General features: G+C 50.0%; 16 protein-coding genes. 6 read left to right on the forward strand and 10 right to left on the reverse strand.

The genetic code is table 11. The annotated features are described in order from the left end of the window. Positions 1-6 precede the first annotated feature (6 nt). From SJI19_RS06020 to SJI19_RS06035, 4 genes are all read right to left on the reverse strand, one after another. Entirely contained in the window at positions 7-360 is a 354-nt protein-coding gene (locus SJI19_RS06020) for a metalloregulator ArsR/SmtB family transcription factor (RefSeq protein ID WP_323477365.1), read from the reverse strand. Positions 361-551: 191 nt separating this feature from the next. Continuing rightward, on the reverse strand, positions 552-3,089 hold the full coding sequence (locus tag SJI19_RS06025; RefSeq protein ID WP_323477366.1) for a plasma-membrane proton-efflux P-type ATPase: 2,538 nt from the start codon (positions 3,087-3,089) through the stop codon (positions 552-554). 378 nt (positions 3,090-3,467) lie between these two features. Then, positions 3,468-4,826: a sigma-54 dependent transcriptional regulator gene (locus tag SJI19_RS06030; protein WP_323477367.1), complete on the reverse strand. Its 1,359-nt coding sequence runs from the start codon at positions 4,824-4,826 to the stop codon at positions 3,468-3,470. Continuing rightward, entirely contained in the window at positions 4,816-6,573 is a 1,758-nt protein-coding gene (locus SJI19_RS06035) for an ATP-binding protein (RefSeq protein WP_323477368.1), read from the reverse strand. Before SJI19_RS06035 ends, SJI19_RS06030 begins: the two co-directional genes overlap by 11 nt. 320 nt (positions 6,574-6,893) lie before the next feature. Here SJI19_RS06035 and SJI19_RS06040 point away from each other — a divergent pair, with 320 nt between their 5' ends. After that, on the forward strand, positions 6,894-7,361 hold the full coding sequence (locus SJI19_RS06040) for a periplasmic heavy metal sensor (RefSeq protein WP_323477369.1): 468 nt from the start codon (positions 6,894-6,896) through the stop codon (positions 7,359-7,361). Positions 7,362-7,501: 140 nt separating this feature from the next. Here the strand turns inward: SJI19_RS06040 and clcA are convergent, their stop codons facing one another. Then, complete coding sequence (gene clcA, locus SJI19_RS06045) at positions 7,502-8,941, reverse strand: H(+)/Cl(-) exchange transporter ClcA (protein ID WP_323477370.1); 1,440 nt, start codon at positions 8,939-8,941, stop codon at positions 7,502-7,504. Between the two features lie 495 nt (positions 8,942-9,436). Between clcA and nhaB the strand changes: the two genes are divergently transcribed. The 5 genes from nhaB to SJI19_RS06070 all read left to right on the forward strand — a co-directional run bounded on the left by nhaB (position 9,437) and on the right by SJI19_RS06070 (position 15,470). Beyond that, entirely contained in the window at positions 9,437-10,960 is a 1,524-nt protein-coding gene (nhaB, locus tag SJI19_RS06050; protein WP_323477371.1) for a sodium/proton antiporter NhaB, read from the forward strand. 404 nt (positions 10,961-11,364) lie between these two features. Beyond that, on the forward strand, positions 11,365-11,994 hold the full coding sequence (locus SJI19_RS06055) for a GntR family transcriptional regulator (RefSeq protein ID WP_323477372.1): 630 nt from the start codon (positions 11,365-11,367) through the stop codon (positions 11,992-11,994). A 25-nt stretch (positions 11,995-12,019) separates the two neighbouring features. Beyond that, positions 12,020-13,303, forward strand: a complete 1,284-nt coding sequence (locus SJI19_RS06060; protein WP_323477373.1) for a dicarboxylate/amino acid:cation symporter — start codon at positions 12,020-12,022, stop codon at positions 13,301-13,303. After that, positions 13,300-14,346 (forward strand): GntG family PLP-dependent aldolase, encoded by a 1,047-nt coding sequence (locus SJI19_RS06065; protein ID WP_323477374.1) that lies wholly within the window; start codon positions 13,300-13,302, stop codon positions 14,344-14,346. Before SJI19_RS06060 ends, SJI19_RS06065 begins: the two co-directional genes overlap by 4 nt. A gap of 200 nt (positions 14,347-14,546) precedes the next feature. Further along, positions 14,547-15,470 carry a DMT family transporter gene (locus SJI19_RS06070; RefSeq protein ID WP_323477375.1) on the forward strand — a complete coding sequence of 308 codons (924 nt, stop codon included), beginning with the start codon at positions 14,547-14,549 and terminating at the stop codon, positions 15,468-15,470. Here SJI19_RS06070 and SJI19_RS06075 read toward each other — a convergent pair. The 5 genes from SJI19_RS06075 to SJI19_RS06095 all read right to left on the reverse strand — a co-directional run bounded on the left by SJI19_RS06075 (position 15,442) and on the right by SJI19_RS06095 (position 21,589). Beyond that, positions 15,442-16,020 (reverse strand): TetR/AcrR family transcriptional regulator, encoded by a 579-nt coding sequence (locus SJI19_RS06075; RefSeq protein ID WP_323477376.1) that lies wholly within the window; start codon positions 16,018-16,020, stop codon positions 15,442-15,444. The genes SJI19_RS06070 and SJI19_RS06075 overlap by 29 nt on opposite strands. A gap of 391 nt (positions 16,021-16,411) precedes the next feature. After that, complete coding sequence (locus SJI19_RS06080) at positions 16,412-16,732, reverse strand: hypothetical protein (protein WP_323477377.1); 321 nt, start codon at positions 16,730-16,732, stop codon at positions 16,412-16,414. A 216-nt stretch (positions 16,733-16,948) separates the two neighbouring features. After that, positions 16,949-17,158: a hypothetical protein gene (locus SJI19_RS06085; protein ID WP_323477378.1), complete on the reverse strand. Its 210-nt coding sequence runs from the start codon at positions 17,156-17,158 to the stop codon at positions 16,949-16,951. 205 nt (positions 17,159-17,363) lie between these two features. Further along, complete coding sequence (locus SJI19_RS06090; RefSeq protein WP_323477379.1) at positions 17,364-20,438, reverse strand: efflux RND transporter permease subunit; 3,075 nt, start codon at positions 20,436-20,438, stop codon at positions 17,364-17,366. Continuing rightward, positions 20,435-21,589 carry an efflux RND transporter periplasmic adaptor subunit gene (locus SJI19_RS06095; protein WP_323477380.1) on the reverse strand — a complete coding sequence of 385 codons (1,155 nt, stop codon included), beginning with the start codon at positions 21,587-21,589 and terminating at the stop codon, positions 20,435-20,437. The genes SJI19_RS06090 and SJI19_RS06095 overlap by 4 nt, the downstream gene beginning before the upstream one ends. Between the last annotated feature and the right edge of the window lie 104 nt (positions 21,590-21,693).

Consider the following 21,693-nt stretch of genomic DNA (forward strand, 5'->3'; position numbering starts at 1 on the left):
AAACCGCTAGCGGCATGCCGCCTTGTCACCCACACTGGCATTGCTGCGGGTGGCACGCTGCTCCAGCAGGGTAATCTCTTTTTGGCTGCTCAGATACGCCTGTTCAATAATGGCGGACGCCCAGGCAGGCATATGGGGTGAAAGACGATAATGGATCCATTTTCCCTGACGGCGGTCTACTAATAAGCCGCTTTCACGCAGCATCGCTAGGTGACGAGATGTTTTGGGTTGCCGCTCATCAAGGTGAGTAGAGAGTTCACATACGCACAATTCGCCCTTATCCCGCAACAGCAGAATAATATTCAGGCGCGTCTCATCCGACAGGTTTTTGAACAACAACAGGGGGGTAAGCTGTGACATAGGCACGCCCTCAATAGTGTTATCGCTAATACTAAAGTGTCTATTGCTAATGTCAATATCATATTTGATTTAACGAATATGATTATATGGAGTCTGGTGTAAAACCGGTGGGTAGACTGTCGATAATCTATCAGGTGCTTCGGAGGGAAACGCGCTCCCCCCGTTTTTTTTCCTACGCGACAGACGTCGGTTTAGCTATTGCCGTCGGTTTTCGGTTCAGCAGGGTGTTTAACGCCAGGCGTGTGACGTGCCGTTGGCGCAGCGGTGGATTTATTGCGATCCAGTATCCGGTAAGCGAGCAACTTGATACGATCATTGACCAAGAACCAGACCAGCGCGTAACCCCACACGAACAACGCCCATCCCCAGCCCAGAGGGGCCATTAACAGACCGTAAACGGCGATAAGCGTGGCGATAATCTGGGTGCCGAATACCGCAATCAGCAAAACTTTTGCCGGGCGAATGGACCAGAACGGACCGCGGGTACGCGACAAAAAGATCGTCAAATGTCCGGCGACCGACAGCATCAGATACATCAATGTTTGCACATGTGACCGGTCAAACATAAACACCCGATCGGCAAGGTAAAACAGACCGAATGCGGCAATCGGTCCGACGACCCCGAGCACGGTGGCGATCCCCAGCACGCTGCGCATATCCCACGACTCGGGCTGGTTTTTGTACTGCACATTGTCATAGGCGATCGATAAAATGGCACCGTCGTTGAGCAGTGCCAGCATGACAATCATCACCGCCGTCAGCGGATAGAAATTGAATACCAGGATGGCCAGTGTCATGAACAGCAGTACCCGCAGCGTCTCCGCGATACGGTAGATAGCGTAGCTGTTCATGCGTTGGAAGATACGCCGGCTTTCCTTGATGGCATCGATGATCACCGATAGGCCCGGGGTGGTCAGCACAATTGAGGCTGCCGCCCGTGCTGCATCCGTGGCGCTGGAGACGGCGATGCCGCAATCGGACTTCTTCAGCGCAGGTGCATCGTTCACCCCATCACCGGTCATGCCCACGATATGCCCATGCTGCTGGAGCACATCTATGATGTGAAACTTGTGTTCGGGGAAGACCTGCGCAAAACCGTCAGCATGTTCAATGGCGTCGCCTTCCGCGCCCGAGTTCTTTTGCCCGTCGCTATCCAAATGACTGGTATCGAGGATATTGGCGCCCATATCCAGCTTCTTGGCGGTTTCCTTGGCGATAGCCAGCGCATCACCGGTGACCATTTTAATCTTGACGCCCATCGCCAGGGCGGTAGCAATAGTGGTTTTAGCGTCATCTCTAGGCGGATCAAATAAAGGTAAAACCCCCACCAATTGCCATGGCCCCTCGGCATCGGCACGCGCCACACCCAAAGAGCGAAAACCCCGTGATGCGAAGTCATCCACCACTTTTTGCACCGCCGATTTCATCTCATCGCCGTTACTCGAGAGTTCCAGTATCACTTGCGGTGCGCCTTTCGCCACCTTAAAGGTTTTACCGTCCTGGTCTTTGACTGAGGCTTGTGTACGCTTGTTGACGGGATCGAATGGTGTAAAGTGAAGCACCTGGTAGCTTTTCAGTAATGACGCATCCTTGATACCACTTAATACTGCCAGGTCGATGGTGTCGTCATTGTCGGCACGCGATGCCAGCGCTGCATCCAGGATGACTTGGTCAGCCGTCAAATCGCCCACACAATACGGATCGCCCAGCGTCAGTTGGTTCTGTGTGAGAGTCCCTGTTTTGTCCGCACACAATACATCCACGCCGGCAAGTTCTTCAATGGCCACCAGGCGACTGACAATCGCCTTCTTCTTGGAAAGCAACCGGGCACCGACCGCCATCGTCACCGATAACACCGTCGGCATGGCTACCGGAATCGCCGCAACCGTCAGAACCAGTGCAAACTGCAGGGTAGTGAGGAGCGGGTCGCCACGGTATATCGACACAGCGATAATGACCGCGACCAGAATGACGGCAAGAAAGATCAAATAGTTACCAATCTTTAACACGGCCTTCTGGAAATGACTGACGTTAGTCGCCTCGGTGACGAGTTTCGCCGTCTTGCCGAAGTAGGTGTCCGCGCCTGTCGCATAGACCAACGCACTATTCTGTCCTCGACGGACAATCGATCCTGAAAAAATCGCGTCACCAGGATGGCGTGTTGCGGGCAAGGATTCCCCCGTCAGCGCGGACTGATCGACTGACATCGGATCGCCGTCCAACAAACGCACATCCGCTGGCACAATATCACCGAGCTTAAGCTGGATCACATCACCTGGCACTAACTCACGCGCTGGCGGGGTGACCCACGCCTCATCGCGCTTCACCCGGCAGTGGGTTGCGAGCTTGGCTTTCAGTGCTGCAATGGCGTTGCCTGCCGAATGTTCTTCCCAGAACCCCACTACGGAGTTGGTCACCAGCAGTAGCAGGATGATAAAGAAGTCCGGCCAGTGGCCGACCACACCTGATAGGATCACTGCCGCCTCAATCATCCAGGGGATGGGCCCCCAGAAGTACGAAAGGAACTTTATGAAAGGATTGGTTTTTTTCTCTGCAATCTCATTGGGTCCATACTGGTCTAAACGTTTTTTCGCCTCGGTCTGCGTCAGGCCTTTGGGCGATGAGTTCAGTGTTTTTTCGACCTCGTCTAGAGGCGCAGTCTTAAGATCCTCTCCAGTAGGGGCCTTAGCGTTTGTTTTTGCGCTAGAACGGGGGGATTGATCAACCATAGCGGTGAGTCCTGAGTGTTCGGTGAGTCTTTCTGACACGGTCTGGCGAAGTGGGTCGTTGTGGGTTTTCGCCCTCAATGGGGATAACCGGCGCAAACTGTCTCTTCGTCTGTTCGCGCTAATTCGCGTCAGCCCTTGACGTAGTTAACTCTGCGTCAGTTTTTCCACTTAAAGATTGTCGTTTTCAGCAGTTTCGTTTTGTCCATATAAAACGAAAACCGTAGGTCATCGAGCCTTCTTCTAAGTGGCTGCTAACCTGTCCACAGGCGGATGAAGGTGGTGTGATGGTAGGCATGCGATTGGTGAGACGGTAAATCTTCAGGCGGTACCCTAATAATTATAAAGGGTACCTACGATTTTGCAGGAAAAATTACCCGGTTATTCCTCTTGGCGCTGTATTTTGGTATGAAGTGTTTTTCGGGTGATGCCCAGACGTCTGGCGGCCTCACTTTTATTTCCACCGGTGATTTCCAATGCATTGATGATCGCGTTGTGCTCAATCTCTTCCAATGTCATATTGGAAAAATCGGTTCCCATGGCTGGGCGTTCATTTTCACCATTGCTCAGAGAGGGAGGGAATTCCTGGATACTGACATATTCACCCATCATCAATACCACTGACCGTTCCACCACATTTTCCAGCTCGCGTATATTGCCGGGCCAATCATATTTCAGCAGCCGATCCATGGCTTTTGGCGTAAAGCCTTTGGCTTTTTTATCATTTTTTTCGGCGAATTTTTTCAAAAAATGCATCGCCAGCAAAGGAATATCTTCGATGCGATCGCGCAGCGGCGGCAGCGTGAGTGACACCACGTTGAGACGATAATACAGATCCAGTCTGAAACGCCCGGCATCAACTTCTTTTTGCAAATCCTTATTGGTGGCGGCGACAATGCGCACGTCGACTTTAAGCGGCCGATCGCCCCCCACCCGCTGTATTTCCCTTTCTTGAATAACACGTAATAACTTTACCTGCATTTGCAGCGGCATATCGCCTATTTCGTCGAGAAAAAGGGTACCTTTGTTTGCTGCGGCAAAACGCCCGTCACGTTGTTTCTCCGCACCGGTAAACGCGCCTTTTTCATGACCAAACAGCTCAGATTCCAATAAGGTGTCATTTATCGCAGCACAGTTGATCGCAATATAAGGGCCGTTACGGCGATGACTGTTGGCATGAATGGCCTTGGCCACCAATTCCTTGCCAACCCCCGACTCCCCGGTAATCAGTATGGTCGCTTCCGATGGTGCCACAATCGCCAGCATATCCATCAGTTTTCGTAATGCATCGCTGTGGCCGACCATGCCTTCGCCATCAAGGGACGTGGCAAGCGTGTTGCGCAAAGTTTTATTTTCATTGCTCAGGGCGACGTGATCCAACACTCGCTCCAGGGTGAGTCGCAACTCATCAAAATCCAAAGGTTTGGTCAGATAATCATAGGCTCCCGCCTTGATGGCTTGCACCGCCGTTTCGGTATTGGAATAGGCTGTCATGATGAGAATAGGAATGGACGGGTTGTATGACTTGATTTCTTTCAGTGCCTCAATACCATTCATGCCGGCCATGCGGAAATCCATCAACAATAAATCATAGGCTTGTTGCTGGCACAGGGTCACGGCCAAGGCACCGTTTTCTGCCCCTTCCACCTGGTAACCCCAATCGGCAAGCAGTGTCAGCAGCATAACCCGATGGCTGCTGTCATCATCCACCACCAATACTGTGGTTTTTTTATTCATCATTATCGTCCCATCCCGCGTGTCTGAGCGAGAGAAAAATCGTGAAAACACTACCGACACCGGGCTGACTGGTGACATTGATTTCTCCGTTATGGCCTTCCACTATCTGCTGGACAATGGCCAGACCAAGCCCGGTGCCGGAGGATTTGGTGGTGAAATACGGTGTGAAAATGGAATCGATAATTTCCGGGGACATGCCGCGGCCATTGTCTTTGATGGCAATGGCCAAACGGCGCTTATTATCATCAATCGCCACCGACACACTGATGGTCCCCGCTGTAGACATCGACTGTATGGCATTGATCAGCAGGTTAAGTAACGCCTGGGTAAAACGTTCCTCATTGAGTGGTACCTTGGGCAATAGCGCATCAGGTGAAAAAAGTAACCTGGTATTCTGTATTTTAGCGTCCGTTTCGGCTAAGCGCAGGGCGTGAAGGATCACCACATTAAGGTCAGTCTCCTTCAGTACCATCGCGCCGGTACGCGCAAATTCCAGTAATTCGGAAACCACGCGGTTTAATCGGTCCACTTCCAGAATCATCGTTTTGGCGGCGGTACTTTCCGGGCCTTCACTGAGAAACTTGCCGGACAAATACGTGGCAAGTCCTTTGATGGAGCTGAGTGGATTGCGGATTTCATGTGCCACGCCGGCGGCCATATGGCCCAGGGCGGTCAATCTCTCATTACGGCGCACGTCGGCCTGTAACTGTTTTACCTCGCCCAGGTCACGCAAGATAAACACATATCCAAGGTCCAGTCCTTGTTCATTACGAATTTGCGACGCGCTTAAACTGATGGGAATTGTTCCTCCTTTCGAATTATCCAATTCCATTTCTTTTTCCAGAATTTTTTCATTTTTTGCGAGGATGGCAATAATGGCGTGCCAGTCCAATCCGCCAAGGCTTTGCAGCGCAATGCCCATGAAGTGATTATTCTTCATGCCTAGCATATCCAGCGCGAGGGTATTGGCCATGACGATATTGCCCCCACTGTCACAGGTCAGCAATCCCACCGGCAAACAGGTCACCACCTCGGCGGCCAGTGCCTGGGTATCTTTGAGCAGCCGGTTTGAACGTCGATAACTATGGGCCCAGAACAAAGAGATGAATCCGCCTAAACCCAGCAACGCCACCAAGGATGCCAGGATCAGATTATTGCGGCGGTCGGTGTTGAATGTCTCTTCGGACGGTTTGGGATCCAGCCCGACGAGTATGTGTGTTTTCTCATCGAGGGCAGATGTCGTCGCGCCGTGCATCATCATCATCATGGTGGAGTGGGGCGAGGATGGGGTGAATAAACGCGACGCCTCGAAGACTTCGCCGTTAGTGGTTTTCAGTCGCCGCCAGTGCGTTTCTCCTGCGGGTGGTGCGTTTAGAAATGCCTGGTCTTCCGGGATGGTGGTGCCGATTTTAGCCTGTTCACTGTGCGCGATGATCTGTCCTTGGTTATTGATAACCATAAGATAGAGGACCCCGGGTTGGTGGGCGGTTTGTTCAATCAATGATTGTAATAAGCGATTATCTTCCTGAAACCCCATGGCCGTCCTGGCGCCCGCTTCTATAGACCAGATCAAGGAGTCAGCCCGGTTGAGCAGGCTTTGCGTCATATAGTGTTTTTCCCGGGAGGTATTCGTCGTGGCGAGCACGGCAATGGCCAATCCCAGGATTAAAGATAATCCCACCAATAACCAAGGGGATAAATCCAGCGACATTTTTTTCCGCCGGGAAAATAAAGCTGAATCGCTGGGCATAGTGATCCTGGGTCAGGAGATGATGCAGTATCATGACACTTTTTAACCCACATGGTCTAGTTTTGGCGGGTAATATTTACCCATAAAAGGTGTTCGTTTTTTTATTTATGGCAATAAATCTAAATAATACTATGTATTTCATATGGTTAAATAATTGGCACGGTGATTGCTTGTTACTCTATATTGGCGATGCAGAATATCGCAGCATAACGCGATGAAAACCGGTGTGGTGCTTGATGACATTTTTACGTCGAACCCCGAGATCTCGAGGTGGTCTGGTCGCCCAGTATCCATTAATCGTAAAAATTGGAAGGAACATAATGATGAAAATCGCAAAACGAAATGTTATCGCTACGACTATCGCCGTGGTCTCGCTGCTGGGCGTGATCGGCGGTGTGAGTGCTGCACCCGCCCAAGCTCCGGTAAATACGGCCAATAGTGCACCGGGATATATGATGGGCACAAATGCAGTAACACCTGAGCAGCAACGTGCTTTTAACGAACACTACAAAGCGGTTGCGTTATTGCAACAACAGATTTTGGCGAAACAAGCCGAAATGAACGTGCTGTACTACGGTAATAATCCGGATCAAGCAAAAATTAATACATTAACCAAAGAGTTAGGCGACCTTAATGCTAAGTTGTATTCTGAACAAGGCGCGTTTCGTGCACAATTGGTCAAATCAGGTGTACCGTGCGAAGGCGGCGGTTATGGCATGATGAATAGGGGCGGCGGCTACGGTATGATGGAAGGTAACGGCGGCGGTTATGGTATGATGGGTTATTAATTGTTCAAATATACTGAATAATTTTTACCCCACTATACCTTCCGGTATTTGACGGAATGCGCCAACAAATCAGCCCGGTATAAGGGCACATTATTTGCTGGCCATTCTGCATAATCATGATCGGTTGTGATGCGTTTGCATCAGATATTTTCATGCTTGATGGCACTTTCTGATTCGATAACTTTTTCAACCGAAACCGTATTCATCGCCGTCTCCTGGCGTTGTAACGTACGGGCTAACAGGGCTGAATATAAGGGTTTTCCGCCCAACAGTTGTGCCACTATCGTTGCGCCTAAACAGGTAATAATCATCGGCAAAATGAGTTGATAGTTGTCGGTCATTTCCAGTACTAAGACAATCCCAGTCAGTGGCGCTCGCACCGACGCGGCAAACAGCGCCCCCATGCCGGCAATGGCAAAGGTTCCAGCCTCAAGGCCATAATAGGGAAACCAATGGCTGCTTACCATGCCGAATGCGGTACCCAAGACGGTTCCCAATGCCAGCATAGGTGCAAAAATACCCCCTGGTGCCCCCGAGCCGAAACACAGTAAGGTCGTCACCATGCGGGCAACAAAAATGAATATCAGCATCCCCAGGGTATAATTCCCTGCTGCTACGATGGGAATTAACGCAAACCCCCCGCCGATAGCCGCCTGTTGAATGAGCACCAAAAGACCGCAACCGCCACCCAGAATGCCGCCAATCAGTAGAATTTTACGTAAGTTGCCGTTATGTATACGAGCAAACATGTCCTGGCTGCGAAACACCATACTATTGAATGACATTCCAACGAAACCAAATACCAGTCCCTGGACCAGATACAACCACAGGGTATTCATGGGGGCATAAGCCAATCGGCCAATATCGATTACCGAATGTTCGCCATTAAATCCGCGATACACAATTGTTGACATGATGACGCCAATAAATACGGCTTTAATTGAAATCAGGTTATAGCGAAACTGCGGACGCATTTCCTCAATGATAAACAATATACCTGCCAGTGGCGCATTAAACGCCGCTGAAAGTCCTGCAGCAGCACCGGTGGCCAAAAGGGTATGCCTTGCTTCGGCGCCGCGTACGCGAAATATATCCACTATCATGCGCCCGATACTGCCCCCCATTTGCACCGTGGGTCCTTCACGCCCTAATACCATTCCTGCGCCTAGTGTTCCCATACCACCGAAAAATTTTACCGGGATAACTCGCCACCAACGTACTGGCCTAAGTTCTTCCAGTGCGCCTTCAATTTCTGGAATACCTGAGCCACTGGCTTCCGGCGCATACCGTCGAACCAAATAATAACCCAGCATCGCCAGTAATGCGGAGAGGATGAAAGAGAGTGGCCAAACAAGGATCCCGATATTGGCAACATGTGCTAAGGCGGATAAACGTTGCTGTTGCACCCAATCCACCGCTTTCTCAAATGCCACACCGAGCAAACCGGCAATAGCCCCGACCAATGCCGCCAAGAGTAAAATGACTACCGGTGTTTTATCGCGTTGGATAAATTGGCGAATGACATCCCTACGCAGTTGTAAGGTCAGTACTGTGGGAGATGTAGACTGCAGCCTCTTCATAATATGTTTTTGTCATTGGTATTAAAATAAGGGACATAGTGTAACGTAGCAATCTGGCGATGGGGCTAGCAAATGGATACAAAATGTTAAATCAGGTGGTGTATGATCAAAATGATATATTTCAGTAGAAGAATTGTTATGGAAAAGATTCGAATAGTTGAGGATGCTGGTATTACCGCTAAATTTATCAGGTGTTATGCCGCTAAGAGGATAAGATCAGTCATTTTAATGTAGACGGTATTATGTCCTAATCAACTCTATGTCAAAGGATAAAATCATTTTTTTATGAATAATATTGGTTTTTAGCAATCTGGTTCAAGAGAATTCTTCCTAAATTCCTAATAAAAATGAACCACTAGGGTGAATAAAACATCGTCAACACAATCAACTTTCTTGACACATATCATGCTTTTGGCACATTATGTTACACCTCACATCACATAAAGTTATCTTTAATGTTTAAGTTGATGATTTCATAAGGCATAGAAAATCACGATGAATACCTCTTATCCATCAGCATTCGTAAAAAACTTTCTGGGACAATCGCCAGATTGGTACAAAGTCAGCATACTCGTCTTTCTTATCATAAATCCATTGTTGTTCTTTTTTGTGAGTAAATTTTTTACCGGATGGTTATTGGTCATCGAATTTATTTTCACCTTGGTGATGACGTTAAAATGCTACCCACTCCAAGCCGGGGGCTTACTCATCCTTGAAGCCGTAATTATCGGTATGACAACGGCCGAAAATATTTGGCTAGAAGTCACAAAAAACATTGAAGTCTTGTTATTACTTGTTTTTATGGTAGCAGGCATTCATTTTATGAAAGATTTGCTACTTTTCATTTTCACCAAAATATTACTTCGGATACGTTCCAAGATTACGCTGTCGGTGACATTTTGTTGTGCTGCGGCATTTTTATCTGCTTTTCTTGATGCGTTGACTGTGATTGCGGTGGTGATCAGTGTCGCCATGGGATTTCTTCTTATTTACCATCGTTTTATTTCTGAACAAGGCGCCATTGTCGACAACGATGATAAAACGGCTCCGTTAAGTGACGATCATAAACAAACATTAGAACAGTTCCGTTCGTTTCTGCGTAGCCTGCTGATGCATGCCGGTATAGGTACTGCATTAGGCGGCATCATGACGATGGTCGGTGAGCCGCAAAACCTGATTATTGCCAAAACGGTAGGATGGGGGTTTTCTGCCTTTTTCTTACACATGCTCCCGGTCACGGTCCCGGTGTTTATCTTTGGTATAGCGACCTGTATTTTGGTTGAGCGTTTTAAGGTATTTGGTTATGGTGAAGCATTGCCTGAGGACGTAAGGATAGTGCTGTCTGATAATGATATTGAAATGACAGCCAAACGTACTCAGCGGGAAAAAGTTAATTTAGTCGTACAAGCGTTGATTGGTGTTTGGCTGATAGCCGCATTGGCGCTACATTTGGCGGAAGTCGGCTTAATTGGCTTATCTGTTATTGTGTTGGCCACTTCATTTTGTGGCATTGTTGAAGAGCAAAATATTGGTAAAGCTTTTCAAGAAGCACTTCCCTTTGCCGCCTTACTGACGGTATTCTTCTCAGTCGTGGCCATTATAATAGATCAGCAATTATTCGCTCCACTTATCGACTTTTTATTACAATCTTCCGAAGGCTCACAACAAACATTATTTTACCTGTTTAACGGGGTGTTATCCTCTATTTCAGATAATGTATTTGTGGGTTCTATATTTATTAACGAGATTCATAATGCCTTTTCACAAGGGATCATATCGCGCGATAAATTTGAAATACTGGCGGTCGCCGTTAATGCGGGGACCAACTTGCTTTCCATTGCTACACCTAATGGCCAAGCGGCATTCCTGTTTTTGCTGACCTCAGCGGTAGCACCGTTGGTTCGCCTGTCTTATAGCCGAATGGTCATTATGGCATTACCCTATACGCTGGTGTTAAGTGTGGTGGGGTACTTGTGTGTGGAATTTATCTTATCGCCGTTGACTGCTGTGTTTTTTTAACTCATGCGATGTATCACGTGCTTCACGTTTGTTGCCGCGCGATGATAGCGTTTATTTATGTCACCAGCCCCTTACCTGGAGGATACCAGTAAGGGGTAAAACATCGCGGTGTGTTAGATGTGTTTGATCGCTATCAGATGGGCCATCTGGCCCATCTGACTGATGGTTGGCTTCACTCCTGCCATGGGGACACCTTGCTGTCGCTCTCCTTTTTTGTTATGCACCATTCTCTTTCTCTCTTGCACAATGTTTGTGCGTCAACCGCAAATTGCTCCCCTCTTGCCCGCTTATTCTTTAACGGTATTTTATGAAATAACCTTATATTACAGTATATTAAATAACTCCCTTTTTCTTGGCCTGTATTTTGCTTTACTGGTATACCAGTGGGCAACCAGTAAAAAAATATGGAACCAGATGTTTACGGCCGGCTACGTCAGATGATTATTGACCGGGAACTTGTCCCCGGGGATGGTGTATCAGAGCGGGGTATCGCCACGCAGTTCGGTGTGGGCCGAATGCCGGTACGTGAAGCAATACGTACCCTGGCCCAGGAAGGGTTACTTGACGTGTCGCCGATGCGCGGCACGTTTGTGCGCCAGTTGAGCTTAGGGGATCTGCAGGAAATCCATGAGCTACGGATGGCGCTTGAAGGCATGGCGGCCTTTTTAGCTGCGCAGCGGGGATCGTCGGACCAACTGCCGGCTCTTGAAGATGCCTTGGGGTGCTTATTGGCCGAACGGTTGCTCGATGTACCCGAGGCACAGCGCTTGGGTTGGCTGTTGCATGACGAGATGTTTCGTATGGCGGGCAACCTGCGTTTGCAGCATACGTATGAAAATTTACGCCTGCAAAGCGGCCTTGCGTTGCAAGGGCTGAAAGACTACGACCCGGCCCGGACCCGGCTGGCGGTCGCCGAGCATATCGACATCATTCAGGCCATCAGCCGTCGCGAGGCGGAGCAGGCGCAGCAACTGATGTTGACACACTTGCAAAACGCCATGCGGGCGCGTTTGCAGATACTCATCAAACCCTGACAGAAAAACAGCGAGTGATACGATAATGAACGAAGCAACAGCGAAGAGATCCGGTAAACGCAAGCGGCTCCTGCCCTTGCCGATACAGATGCTTTTGGGACTGGTCTTGGGCGCGCTGGCGGGCTTTTTGGCTCCAGCGTTTTCGTCCAACTTACAGCCAGTGGGGACCGCATTTATCCAGGCGGTTAAAATGATCGTTGTGCCGTTGGTTTTTACCGCGATCACCCTGGGTATTTACCAGATGGGTAGCAGCGTCGGGCGGCTGGGTAAAGTGTCGTTGATCAGCATGCTCTATTTCCTGGTTTCCACCGTCATCTCAGTGGCTATTGGACTGTTGCTTAATAACATTTTTCATCCCGGTGCCGGGGCCGATCTTTCGCAACACAGTGCCATCCCCAAACACATCGCCGTGTCTGTGGACTGGACTAAATTTTTTCTGGATATGATCCCATCCAATATCGTGGTCGCCATGTCCGGCGGAAATCTCCTGCCGGTTCTGGTGTTTGCCGCGATGTTAGGCCTGGCGTTGGCGACCCTGGGTGTTAGAGCCAAACCCATGGTTGATATGCTGGATGCGCTGATGGCCGCGGTGTTTAAAATGACCGATTGGATCATTTCCCTCTCACCCATTGCCATATTTGCGATTATCGCCTGGCTGTTCGCGACCAAAGGCCTAGGTACCCTCGTAGCGCTGATTAAACTGGTGGGCGTAATGTATCTCGGTTTGGCGATTTTGATGCTGGTTTTCGCCCTGATCCTGCGCCTGGCCGGAGAGCGACCTATCACTACCTTTCGCGAGGTTATGGAACCCTTTTTGCTTGCCTTTGCCACCCGTTCCTCCGAAGCGACCCTGCCACTGCATATGGAAAAACTGATCGCCAACGGTGTGCCCAGAAGCCTGGCTTCATTGGTGCTGCCGCTGGGTTATGCGTTTAATCGCGATGGTTCCATCATGTATTTCGGGCTGGCGGTTGGGTTTCTGGCCGATGCCTATCATATCCCACTCACCTGGCCAACCTTATTGTCGATTATTCTGGTGACCACCCTTGCCAGTAAAGGCAGCGCCAATGTACCGTCCGGCGGGCTGGTGGCGGTGGCAATGGTGCTGAGCACCATTGGTGTGCCGGTGGAGGCGCTGGCGGTCATTGCCGGGGTGGATGCGTTTTTGGACATGGGCCGTACGGCAGTGAATGTCATTAGCAATACCGTCGCCGTCAAGCTGGTGATGCGCTTAACCTCGGCTGATGAGTTGGTGCAAGCCGAGGCGCAGAGCGGCCTTGGCGTCACGTCGGAGATAAAATCCTTATGATTGATCTCCGTAGTGATACCGTCACGCTCCCCAGCGAAGCCATGTGGCAGGCCATGCGCGCGGCCACGCTTAACGACGACACTCTGGAAGGTGACCCGACCGTCGCGGAACTTGAGCAGTATGGCGCGCATTTGATTGGCAAGCAGGCCGGCCTGTTTGTGACCAGTGGCACCATGGGCAATGTCATCGCCGTGCTGGCTCACAATCAACGGGGCGGCACGGAAATCATAGTGGACCAGCAGGCCCATATGGCAGTCTCCGAGGCAGGCGGCATGTCGCGCCTGGCCGGCCTGTTTTGCGTCGCCATTCCTTCGCATCGGGGGGAAATGGATATTTCACTGCTGGCCGCACGGCTACGTGAAGGTTATTCCCGCTACGGCGGGCCCACGGCGTTGGTCTGCATTGAAAGCAGTCATAACCATTCGGGTGGCCATGTGCCGTCATTGGACTATATGCACCGAGTGACAACGCTCGCCAGCGCAGCCGGGGTGCCGGTCCATATTGACGGTGCGCGTATTTTTAACGCTGCAGTGGCACTGGGAACCGACGCCGCCAGTCTGGGGGCAGGGGCCGACAGCATGAGTTTTTGCCTGTCGAAAGGACTCGGCGCGCCCATGGGCGCGCTACTGGTGGGCGATGCTGCTTTTATCGAGCGAGCGAGCATTTTTCGGCGCATGTTGGGCGGTGGACTGCGCCAGGCCGGCATCATGGCTGCCGCTGGACTGGTCGCCCTTAAAGAGGGAGTCAACAGGTTGCAGCAAGATCATGACTGCAATCAGTTAATCTGGTCCGGGCTGCAGCAGTTGGATTCCTCGCTGGTGGATGTCACCCCGCCGGTGACCAATATTCTGCAGGTGCATGTGGCTTGCGACGCACAGCGCAATGCTGGAAGTTGGGTTGCCGGGTTAGCTCGGCAGGGGGTATTGACGCGAGTCAGCCGCCCGGGCATATTGCGGTTGGTGACCCACCAGCACATCAGCCGCGCGCAGGTGCCGACGATCGTTGCGGCGTTCGGCGCACTTATCGCCGGTGGTCCGGATTAACGGTATACAGATTAGTATTGCAATAATCGCGACGTGATGATGTCGAACATGATTAAAACATTGTTAAAAAAATAAATAAGATATGATCAATGTATCTATTTTTTTCGTGTGTGTTTTGTGTCTTTTTTGATTTTTGTCATATAGGAAACGATACTGATCTGTATAGTCGGTACTTGGCTTAGCTTCATGAGGAAGACGTTGTGCCTTACTTACTGCTTACGTTAGCAGCCCTTTTCTGGGGAGGTAATTATGTCGTGGGACATATCCTGGTGTCAGGCACCGACCCTGTCATTCTGACTGAAGCCCGTTGGGCTATCACCGCAGTGTTACTGCTGATCTTATATCGAAAACAGGTCATCGCTAGCCGCATTTTCCTGACACACTCATTCCCTATTGTGGTGTTTCTGTCGATATTGGGTCAGGTTCTTTTTCCCCTCACCCTCTATATTGGGTTGCAGTATACCAGTTCGTTAAATGCAGCCATTTATATGTCGGCAACACCCTGTATGGTATTGCTGATAAATAGAATAATATTCAAAGATTATGTATCTAAAAATAATTGTTTTGGTGTGATATTAAGCACCCTGGGGGTGATCTATCTGGTGTTTAAGGGACAATTAACCCATTTGAATACGTTTAGCCATCTTAATCAGGGTGATCTATGGACGATGGGTTCTGCTCTGAGTTGGGCGTGTTATTGCTCTTTTTTGCGTAAAAAAGATAAACGTATACTGGGTAACGCATTTGTTGCCGTGAGTTCATTGATCGGCGCGGTGATACTGATCCCTGTTCTTATTATATATGTGTTATTACACCGCCATATTGAATTATCATCCTATCATCAGACGTTTTTTTTGGCCGGGTTAGCATATTTGGTTATTTTCCCTTCATGGCTTTCCTATGTTTTCTGGAATCGGGGTATCGCTGAAATTGGTGCAACGCGAGGGGATATTTACACACATATTATTCCGCTTTCTGGTGGGGCGTTTAGCGTCGTGTTTCTGGGCACTGAACTGAAGCTTTTTCATGTCATTAGTGCTGTTTTTATCAGCCTAGGTATTTGGTTTTGCTCTAAGAAAGAACGAACAGGCATCACTAAAGTGTCCCTCCCTCTGAATAAATAATGGCCTTGGTTGCCATCCAGGCAATCATGGCTGGTGGATATTCTTTTGTTGCCATTCCTTGTGACTGACTGGCAGCAATTGCACCGTCAATTAACATGATGATAATAAATGCGGTTCTTTCGGCCGGTTCCGGTTTCAGACATGACAATAAAATATTGCGGATCATATTTCCCAGTTCCGTTTTAAACCTGATATTTATGTCATAGATGGCCGATATAGAATGGCCGAATTCCATCACGGCTCGGGTGAACATACACCCATTAAAATTTGACCCGGAGAACCATTGATCATAATACTTAAAGATTGCAAAAAGCTTGTCTTTTGTTGAAGATTTTTTTTCTACCACCTGTCTGATATCTGACATAAAGTGAAGACGTTTTTCTTCTAAAATAACAATGATTAACGATTCTTTATCAGGAAAATATCGATAAAATGTCATTTTTGAAACTCCTGCTACTTCTGAGATGCGATCAATTCCAGGGGATTGATACCCTTCATTGTTAAACAATCTCATTGATGAGGTAATAATGTCCTGCTTTTTAGTTTTCATTCGTGTACCGATAAAAATAGGGGTGCTAGCCCAAGAGTCGATGAGATGGGTCATGCGCGCCGATGACTATGATCTGAATATCACCAAACCGGATATTTCGCTTAAGTAGACTATGTTATGCCAATCGTTGGTCCAGCCATTGATTTGTATGCGGGAAACCTTCTCCCGCACGGAATACATGTTTCTCCGAACGCTATTGATTTTCACTGCACAGAGAACATGATGACTGCCATCAACCACATCCAACCCACCATGCGTCAACCAGCAACGCATTTTTTTGTCTAAAACTGACCTTTTTAACCGCAATATCACCGGCATTGGATACTTGAACACGATGTCTGATTGCCGCAGTATCTACCCACGATCTGTGGTTAATTTCTCTGTTAAATGCCTACTTCTTTTTTGCGGATTTTTTTAGTCTGTCATGACTATCCTGAAGCAATTGCCTGATTTTTTTCAATTCTTTATGGCTAAGCGGCTCTTCAACCGCGTGCTCCTCAGTATTTTGATTATCAATCAAGCTTGCAACTTGATTTTGATTATCAATCAAGCTTGCGGCGTGCTCTAAATTCATCGTACTGATTTCGAAACTTTTTTCTAGGCGAGCACAGACTTCAGCGCTCAGGGAAACCTGTGTTTCCTGTGCTGCAGCTCTGATTTTATCTTTTAATTCCAGAGGGATTTTGATTGTCAGGTTCGTTGTATCAGTCATTTGATCCATTCCTTTATTGTTGGCACCGCATGCTAGACCCAGTCTATTGAATATCTCATGGTGTAATAACAATTAATACTAGCAATGTCATTTATTTAAAGGTTTTTGAATGGAAAAAAAATTGGTGATGATGTGCGTTGACGATAGTCAACAATACTGACTGACGTAAGCCTCGCACAGGGTATTAAACAGGGGATTTCAATATGACCGAGATGTTTAGTTGTTGGGCGGAATGTACATGCCTTTCAACGAAATAACAAAATAGTTTTCTCCTTTCATGATCTTGTCTCCTGGGCTACAACAATTGGTTGCCAGTTCGAAGAATTCATCCGTTTTGATTTCATAGGCTAGTTCAATTTTATGCGCTGCATGTGCTGCAACCAGTTTTACTGCTTCATGATGGTTTGTCGCCTTGAGGATACTCATGAACACCTCTAATGATTTATGTCGCAAATTTTCATGTACTTGGGATTGAAAATCAACTGTGACAAGAGTGCCTACAGCCGAGTATAACATTTCATTGTTGAAAAAAAAGGCCAACACCTTTATTTCTCAACCGATAAACCCCCCGGGCGGGGGATAACGCTTTAGAGGGGGTTATATTTCAGAAAAACTTTAGGTGAAACTATGATTAGCGTGGTTCATCTTTTCTCCCTTTCTGTTCAACTTGCATCACCAAGCTGATTGATGCAGGTAAAACCGTCAGGGTTATCAGGGTACCTACCACTAATCCGCCAATAATGGCGAGCGCCATGGGTCCCCAGAATACCTGACGCGAGATAGGCAGCATTCCCAAAATGGCAGCACTGGCCGTCAGAAATATCGGGCGTGAACGGTGTTTCGCCGCAGCGATAATGGCATCGTCGCGCCTCATTCCCGCCCGTGCATGGTTATCGACTTCACTGATCAGGATCACCGCGTTGCGAATAATCATACCCGCCAGCGCGATGATACCCAGCAGCGACACAAAACCCATGGGCGTCCCGGTCGGTAGCATGGACAGTACCACACCAATCAGGCCAAACGGGGCCATCAATAGGGCGAGTAACATACGTGAGATCTGCCGCAATTGAAGCATAAGCAGAACCAGCATCACCACCAGGGTTACCGGCAGCACGGCAAATACCGAGCTGTTACCCTTGTCCGACTCCGCCACGGCGCCGTCTTCCTTGATATGATAGTCTGGCGTGAGTGTGCCGCGTAGCCGTTGCACACGTGACGCTAGCTGTGCCGACACCTCAGCTGCATTCATACCCGGCGCCACATCGGTCTGCACTGTGATGAATGGCAGCCGGTTTCGTCGGTAAATCAGCGGATCATCAATGCCCCATACCGGCGTGGCTATCTGGCTTAACGGCACTTTAGTTCCGTCTGCCGTGGGTATCATTAATCCCCCAAGAATCCCGGTGTCCTGCCGATCCCGATCGTCGCCGCGCAACACGACGTCAATCATGCGGTTACGGTCACGAACCGAGGTGATCACGCGACCTGAATACAAAGTATGCAGCGTATTCGCCAGGGTCTCGGAAGAGACCCCCACAGCGCGTGCGGCGGTTTGGTTGATCTCCAGGGTGATCACCCGTTCCGGCTCGCCGGCCGTCAGGTTAACCTCTCGGGTTAGTGGACTCTCACCCAGGGAGGCGGCCAGTTGCCGGGCAATCGTCTGTATCTTTTCATAATGAGGGCCAATCACGCGATACCTGATGGGCCAACCGACCGGTGGACCCAGTTCCAATGGCGATACCCTGGTCGTCAGGTCACTGAAGTCCCGGGCAAGGACTCGGTCCAATTGATTTTTGAGTCGGTCTCTGGCATCCAGACCTTTTGCCACCACCACCAACTGGGCGGTGTTTTCATTATCTGACAAGACATCCATTGGCAGATAAAAACGTACCGCGCCGCCCCCGATATAACTGGTGAAATGGTCAATATTGGTATTTCCCAGAAGGATTTTTTCTAACCGTTCGGTCTGGCGCGCGGTTTGTTCCTCAGACGCATTGGCCGGCAACGTCAGACTGACTAACAGTTCAGGGCGGTCGGATGCCGGGAAGAACTCTCCTTGCATAAACGTTGAGCCAAATGCAGCCAGTAACAACAACCCCATCGCCGATCCCAGTGTCAGGAGCCGGTGATGTAATACCCACTGCAGTAAATTGTGGTAGCCGCGCATCACCCTGGTCGGTGACGGTTCGTGGTGCGTTGGGGGAACGGACAATAGCCAGGTCCCCATCAGCGGCGAGAAAAGGATAGCCACCACCCAGGAGCAGAGCAGTGAAATCATCACGACGGCGAACAGAGAAAAACAGTACTCGCCAGCGCTCGACGCAGCAAAACCAACCGGTATAAAACCGGCAATCATCACTAACGTACCGGTCAGCATCGGGAAAGCGGTGGTCTCAAAGGCATAAGTGGCGGCGCGCCAACGGCTGTCGCCCGCCTCAAGTCGTGCAACCATTGCCTCGACGCTTATCATGGCATCATCGACCAGCAGGCCAAGCGCAATAATCAGTGCACCGAGCGAAATACGTTGCAGCCCTATTCCGAATAGCATCATACCGACAAACGTCATTGCCAGGACCAAAGGAATGGCGGCGGCAACCACCAGACCCGCGCGCATACCCAGGGAGATAAAAGATACGGCCAGCACAATGATCACGGCTTCGAGCAGGACATGGGCGAAGCCGCTAACGGCCTGTTTTACTACGGCGGACTGGTCCGCGACCTTTATCATCTCAATACCGTGGGGCAGACGGGACTGGATGTCCGCCATCCGGTTGTTGATTGCCTGACCAAATGTAAGCATATTGCCGGTAGAGGCCATGGCGAGGGCAAGACCGATGGCCGGCTGGCCGTTCACCCGAAAGGTCGGCGTAGGTGGCTCGGCAGATTGCCGGCTGATGGTGGCAATATCCGTCAGGGGAATATAGCGCTGGTTAATGTGTAACGTAATCGCCCGAAAACTCTGTTCTGAATCCAGCGCACCGCTGACCCGCAGAGCGATATTCTCCTGGCCGCTTCTTAATACACCGGCCGATACCACGGCGTTTTGTGCTGTCAATGCATCACTGACCTGCTGCAGATCCAGCCCCATACCCGCAAGTTTACGCGGCGAAAAAGCAATGACAATGTGTTCTTCCTGCACCCCCAGCAGTGTGATCTTGCCAATATCCGGCAGCGACATCAGATCGCGACGGATATCGTCCACCTTGTCGCGCAGTTCTCGTGGTGAATAACCTTCAGCGGTAAAGCCGTAAAGGGTGCCAAAGGTATCGTCAAAGGCATCGTTGACCGCGGGTTCTTGAACCCCTTCCGGCAAGGATGAGCTGATATCATGCATTTTTTTACGCACCTGATACCAGATATCCGCCACCCGAGCCGGAGGCGTATCGTCACGCAAGTTGACATAGATTATCGACTGCCCGGCACGGGTTTGACTCTCTACGTCATCGAGATAAGGGATTTCCTGTAGTTTTTTCTCCAGGGGATCGGTGAGCAGATTCACCGTATCCTGTACGTTTGCACCGGCCCACTGAGCGGAAACAATCGCTGTTTTAATGGTAAATGCCGGGTCTTCATTGCGTGGGAGGTTTTGATAGCTCATCACGCCGGCGGCCATGATGAGCAACATGAAAAACACCATCATCTGCTGATTTTTTAGCGCCCAGGCTGAGAGGTTGAAGGTCTGTTTTATTGAACGGTTCTTCATGGTTTATCCTCATCGAGAGAGACTTTCTCTCCCTGACGTAATTTACTGACGCCGGCAGTCACCACCATTTCACCTGGATTTATGCCACTGGCGATAAAGATCTCAGTAGCGGTAAAGTGGGCGAGCTTCACCGGACGAAGCTGCAATTGCCGCGAGGCCCGATTCACGACAAATACCGCCGGGCTCGTCCCTAGACGGGTCAGGGCCGAGGCTGGCAGCACCATCGCCCGCATTCCGGTCTGCTCAATTTCACCCAGCACGCTGGCACCTAGCGCCATGGCGTCGGGTAAGGCATCAAGTGCGACACGAACGCGCCAGGTGCGGGTTTGTGGATCGGCCTGTGGACTGATATCTCGCAGATGTCCAGTGGTATGCACGGATGGATCGGCCAGGAGCGAAAGGGTAAATGGCACGCCAGTGTTGCGGGTGATGACCTGAGGATCGGCAAGATTAAACACCGCATCGCGTCCGCTGCCGACAGCCAGTGTGACCACGGTCTGCCCGGCGCTGAGCACCTGGCCGGGGGCGGCGCTTACGCTTATGATCACGCCGGACTGCTGTGCAGTCAGGTGGGTCCATGAAAGGTTATCCTGGGCGTTTTTCAGTGCGGCCTCATTGCTCCGCCGATGGGATTGGGCTGCTTGCCAGTCTGACTGTGCAGTATCATATTGCGAACGGGCTATTGCACCCTGTGGCATCAGCAGCTTCATGCGTTGCAGGTTAAGTGCAGCGACCCGTTCCGCCGCCTGGGCGCTGTCCAGATCTGCCCTTGCACTGCGCAACTGATTTTGACTGGTATCATTCTCCACGGTGGCAATTAACTGACCGGCTTGAACGTGATCGCCCACATCCACCGTACGGGTCAGTAGACGCCCATCCACACGAAACCCCAGCGTGACGTCATCATGAGCCCGGATTTCTCCGGTCTGGGTGAACGCTATACCGGCTGTCGGTGCCGGTACCACGATGACCCGTACCGGACGTGGAGGAACGTTCTGCTTTGGTTTTTTGTCGCCGCAACTGGAAAGGAGTAGTACCGCGAACACCAGCAATACTAGCGCGATGAGCCCAGGAAATAGCGGTTTCAACCGTCCTGAGCACCAAAGATGATGCAGTGCAGCTTTGGCACAATGGTTAAAGATATCTGTCATGACAATGTTCCTGAACTGAGATAACGCTATTCAATCCAGGTTTTGTCCAGATCCTCTTTATATTTCATCAAGAGATGGTCAAGACGCACAAATTTATTGTTTTT

The sequence above is a fragment of the Acerihabitans sp. TG2 genome, assembly GCF_035013185.1.
GTDB lineage: Bacteria > Pseudomonadota > Gammaproteobacteria > Enterobacterales > Enterobacteriaceae > Acerihabitans.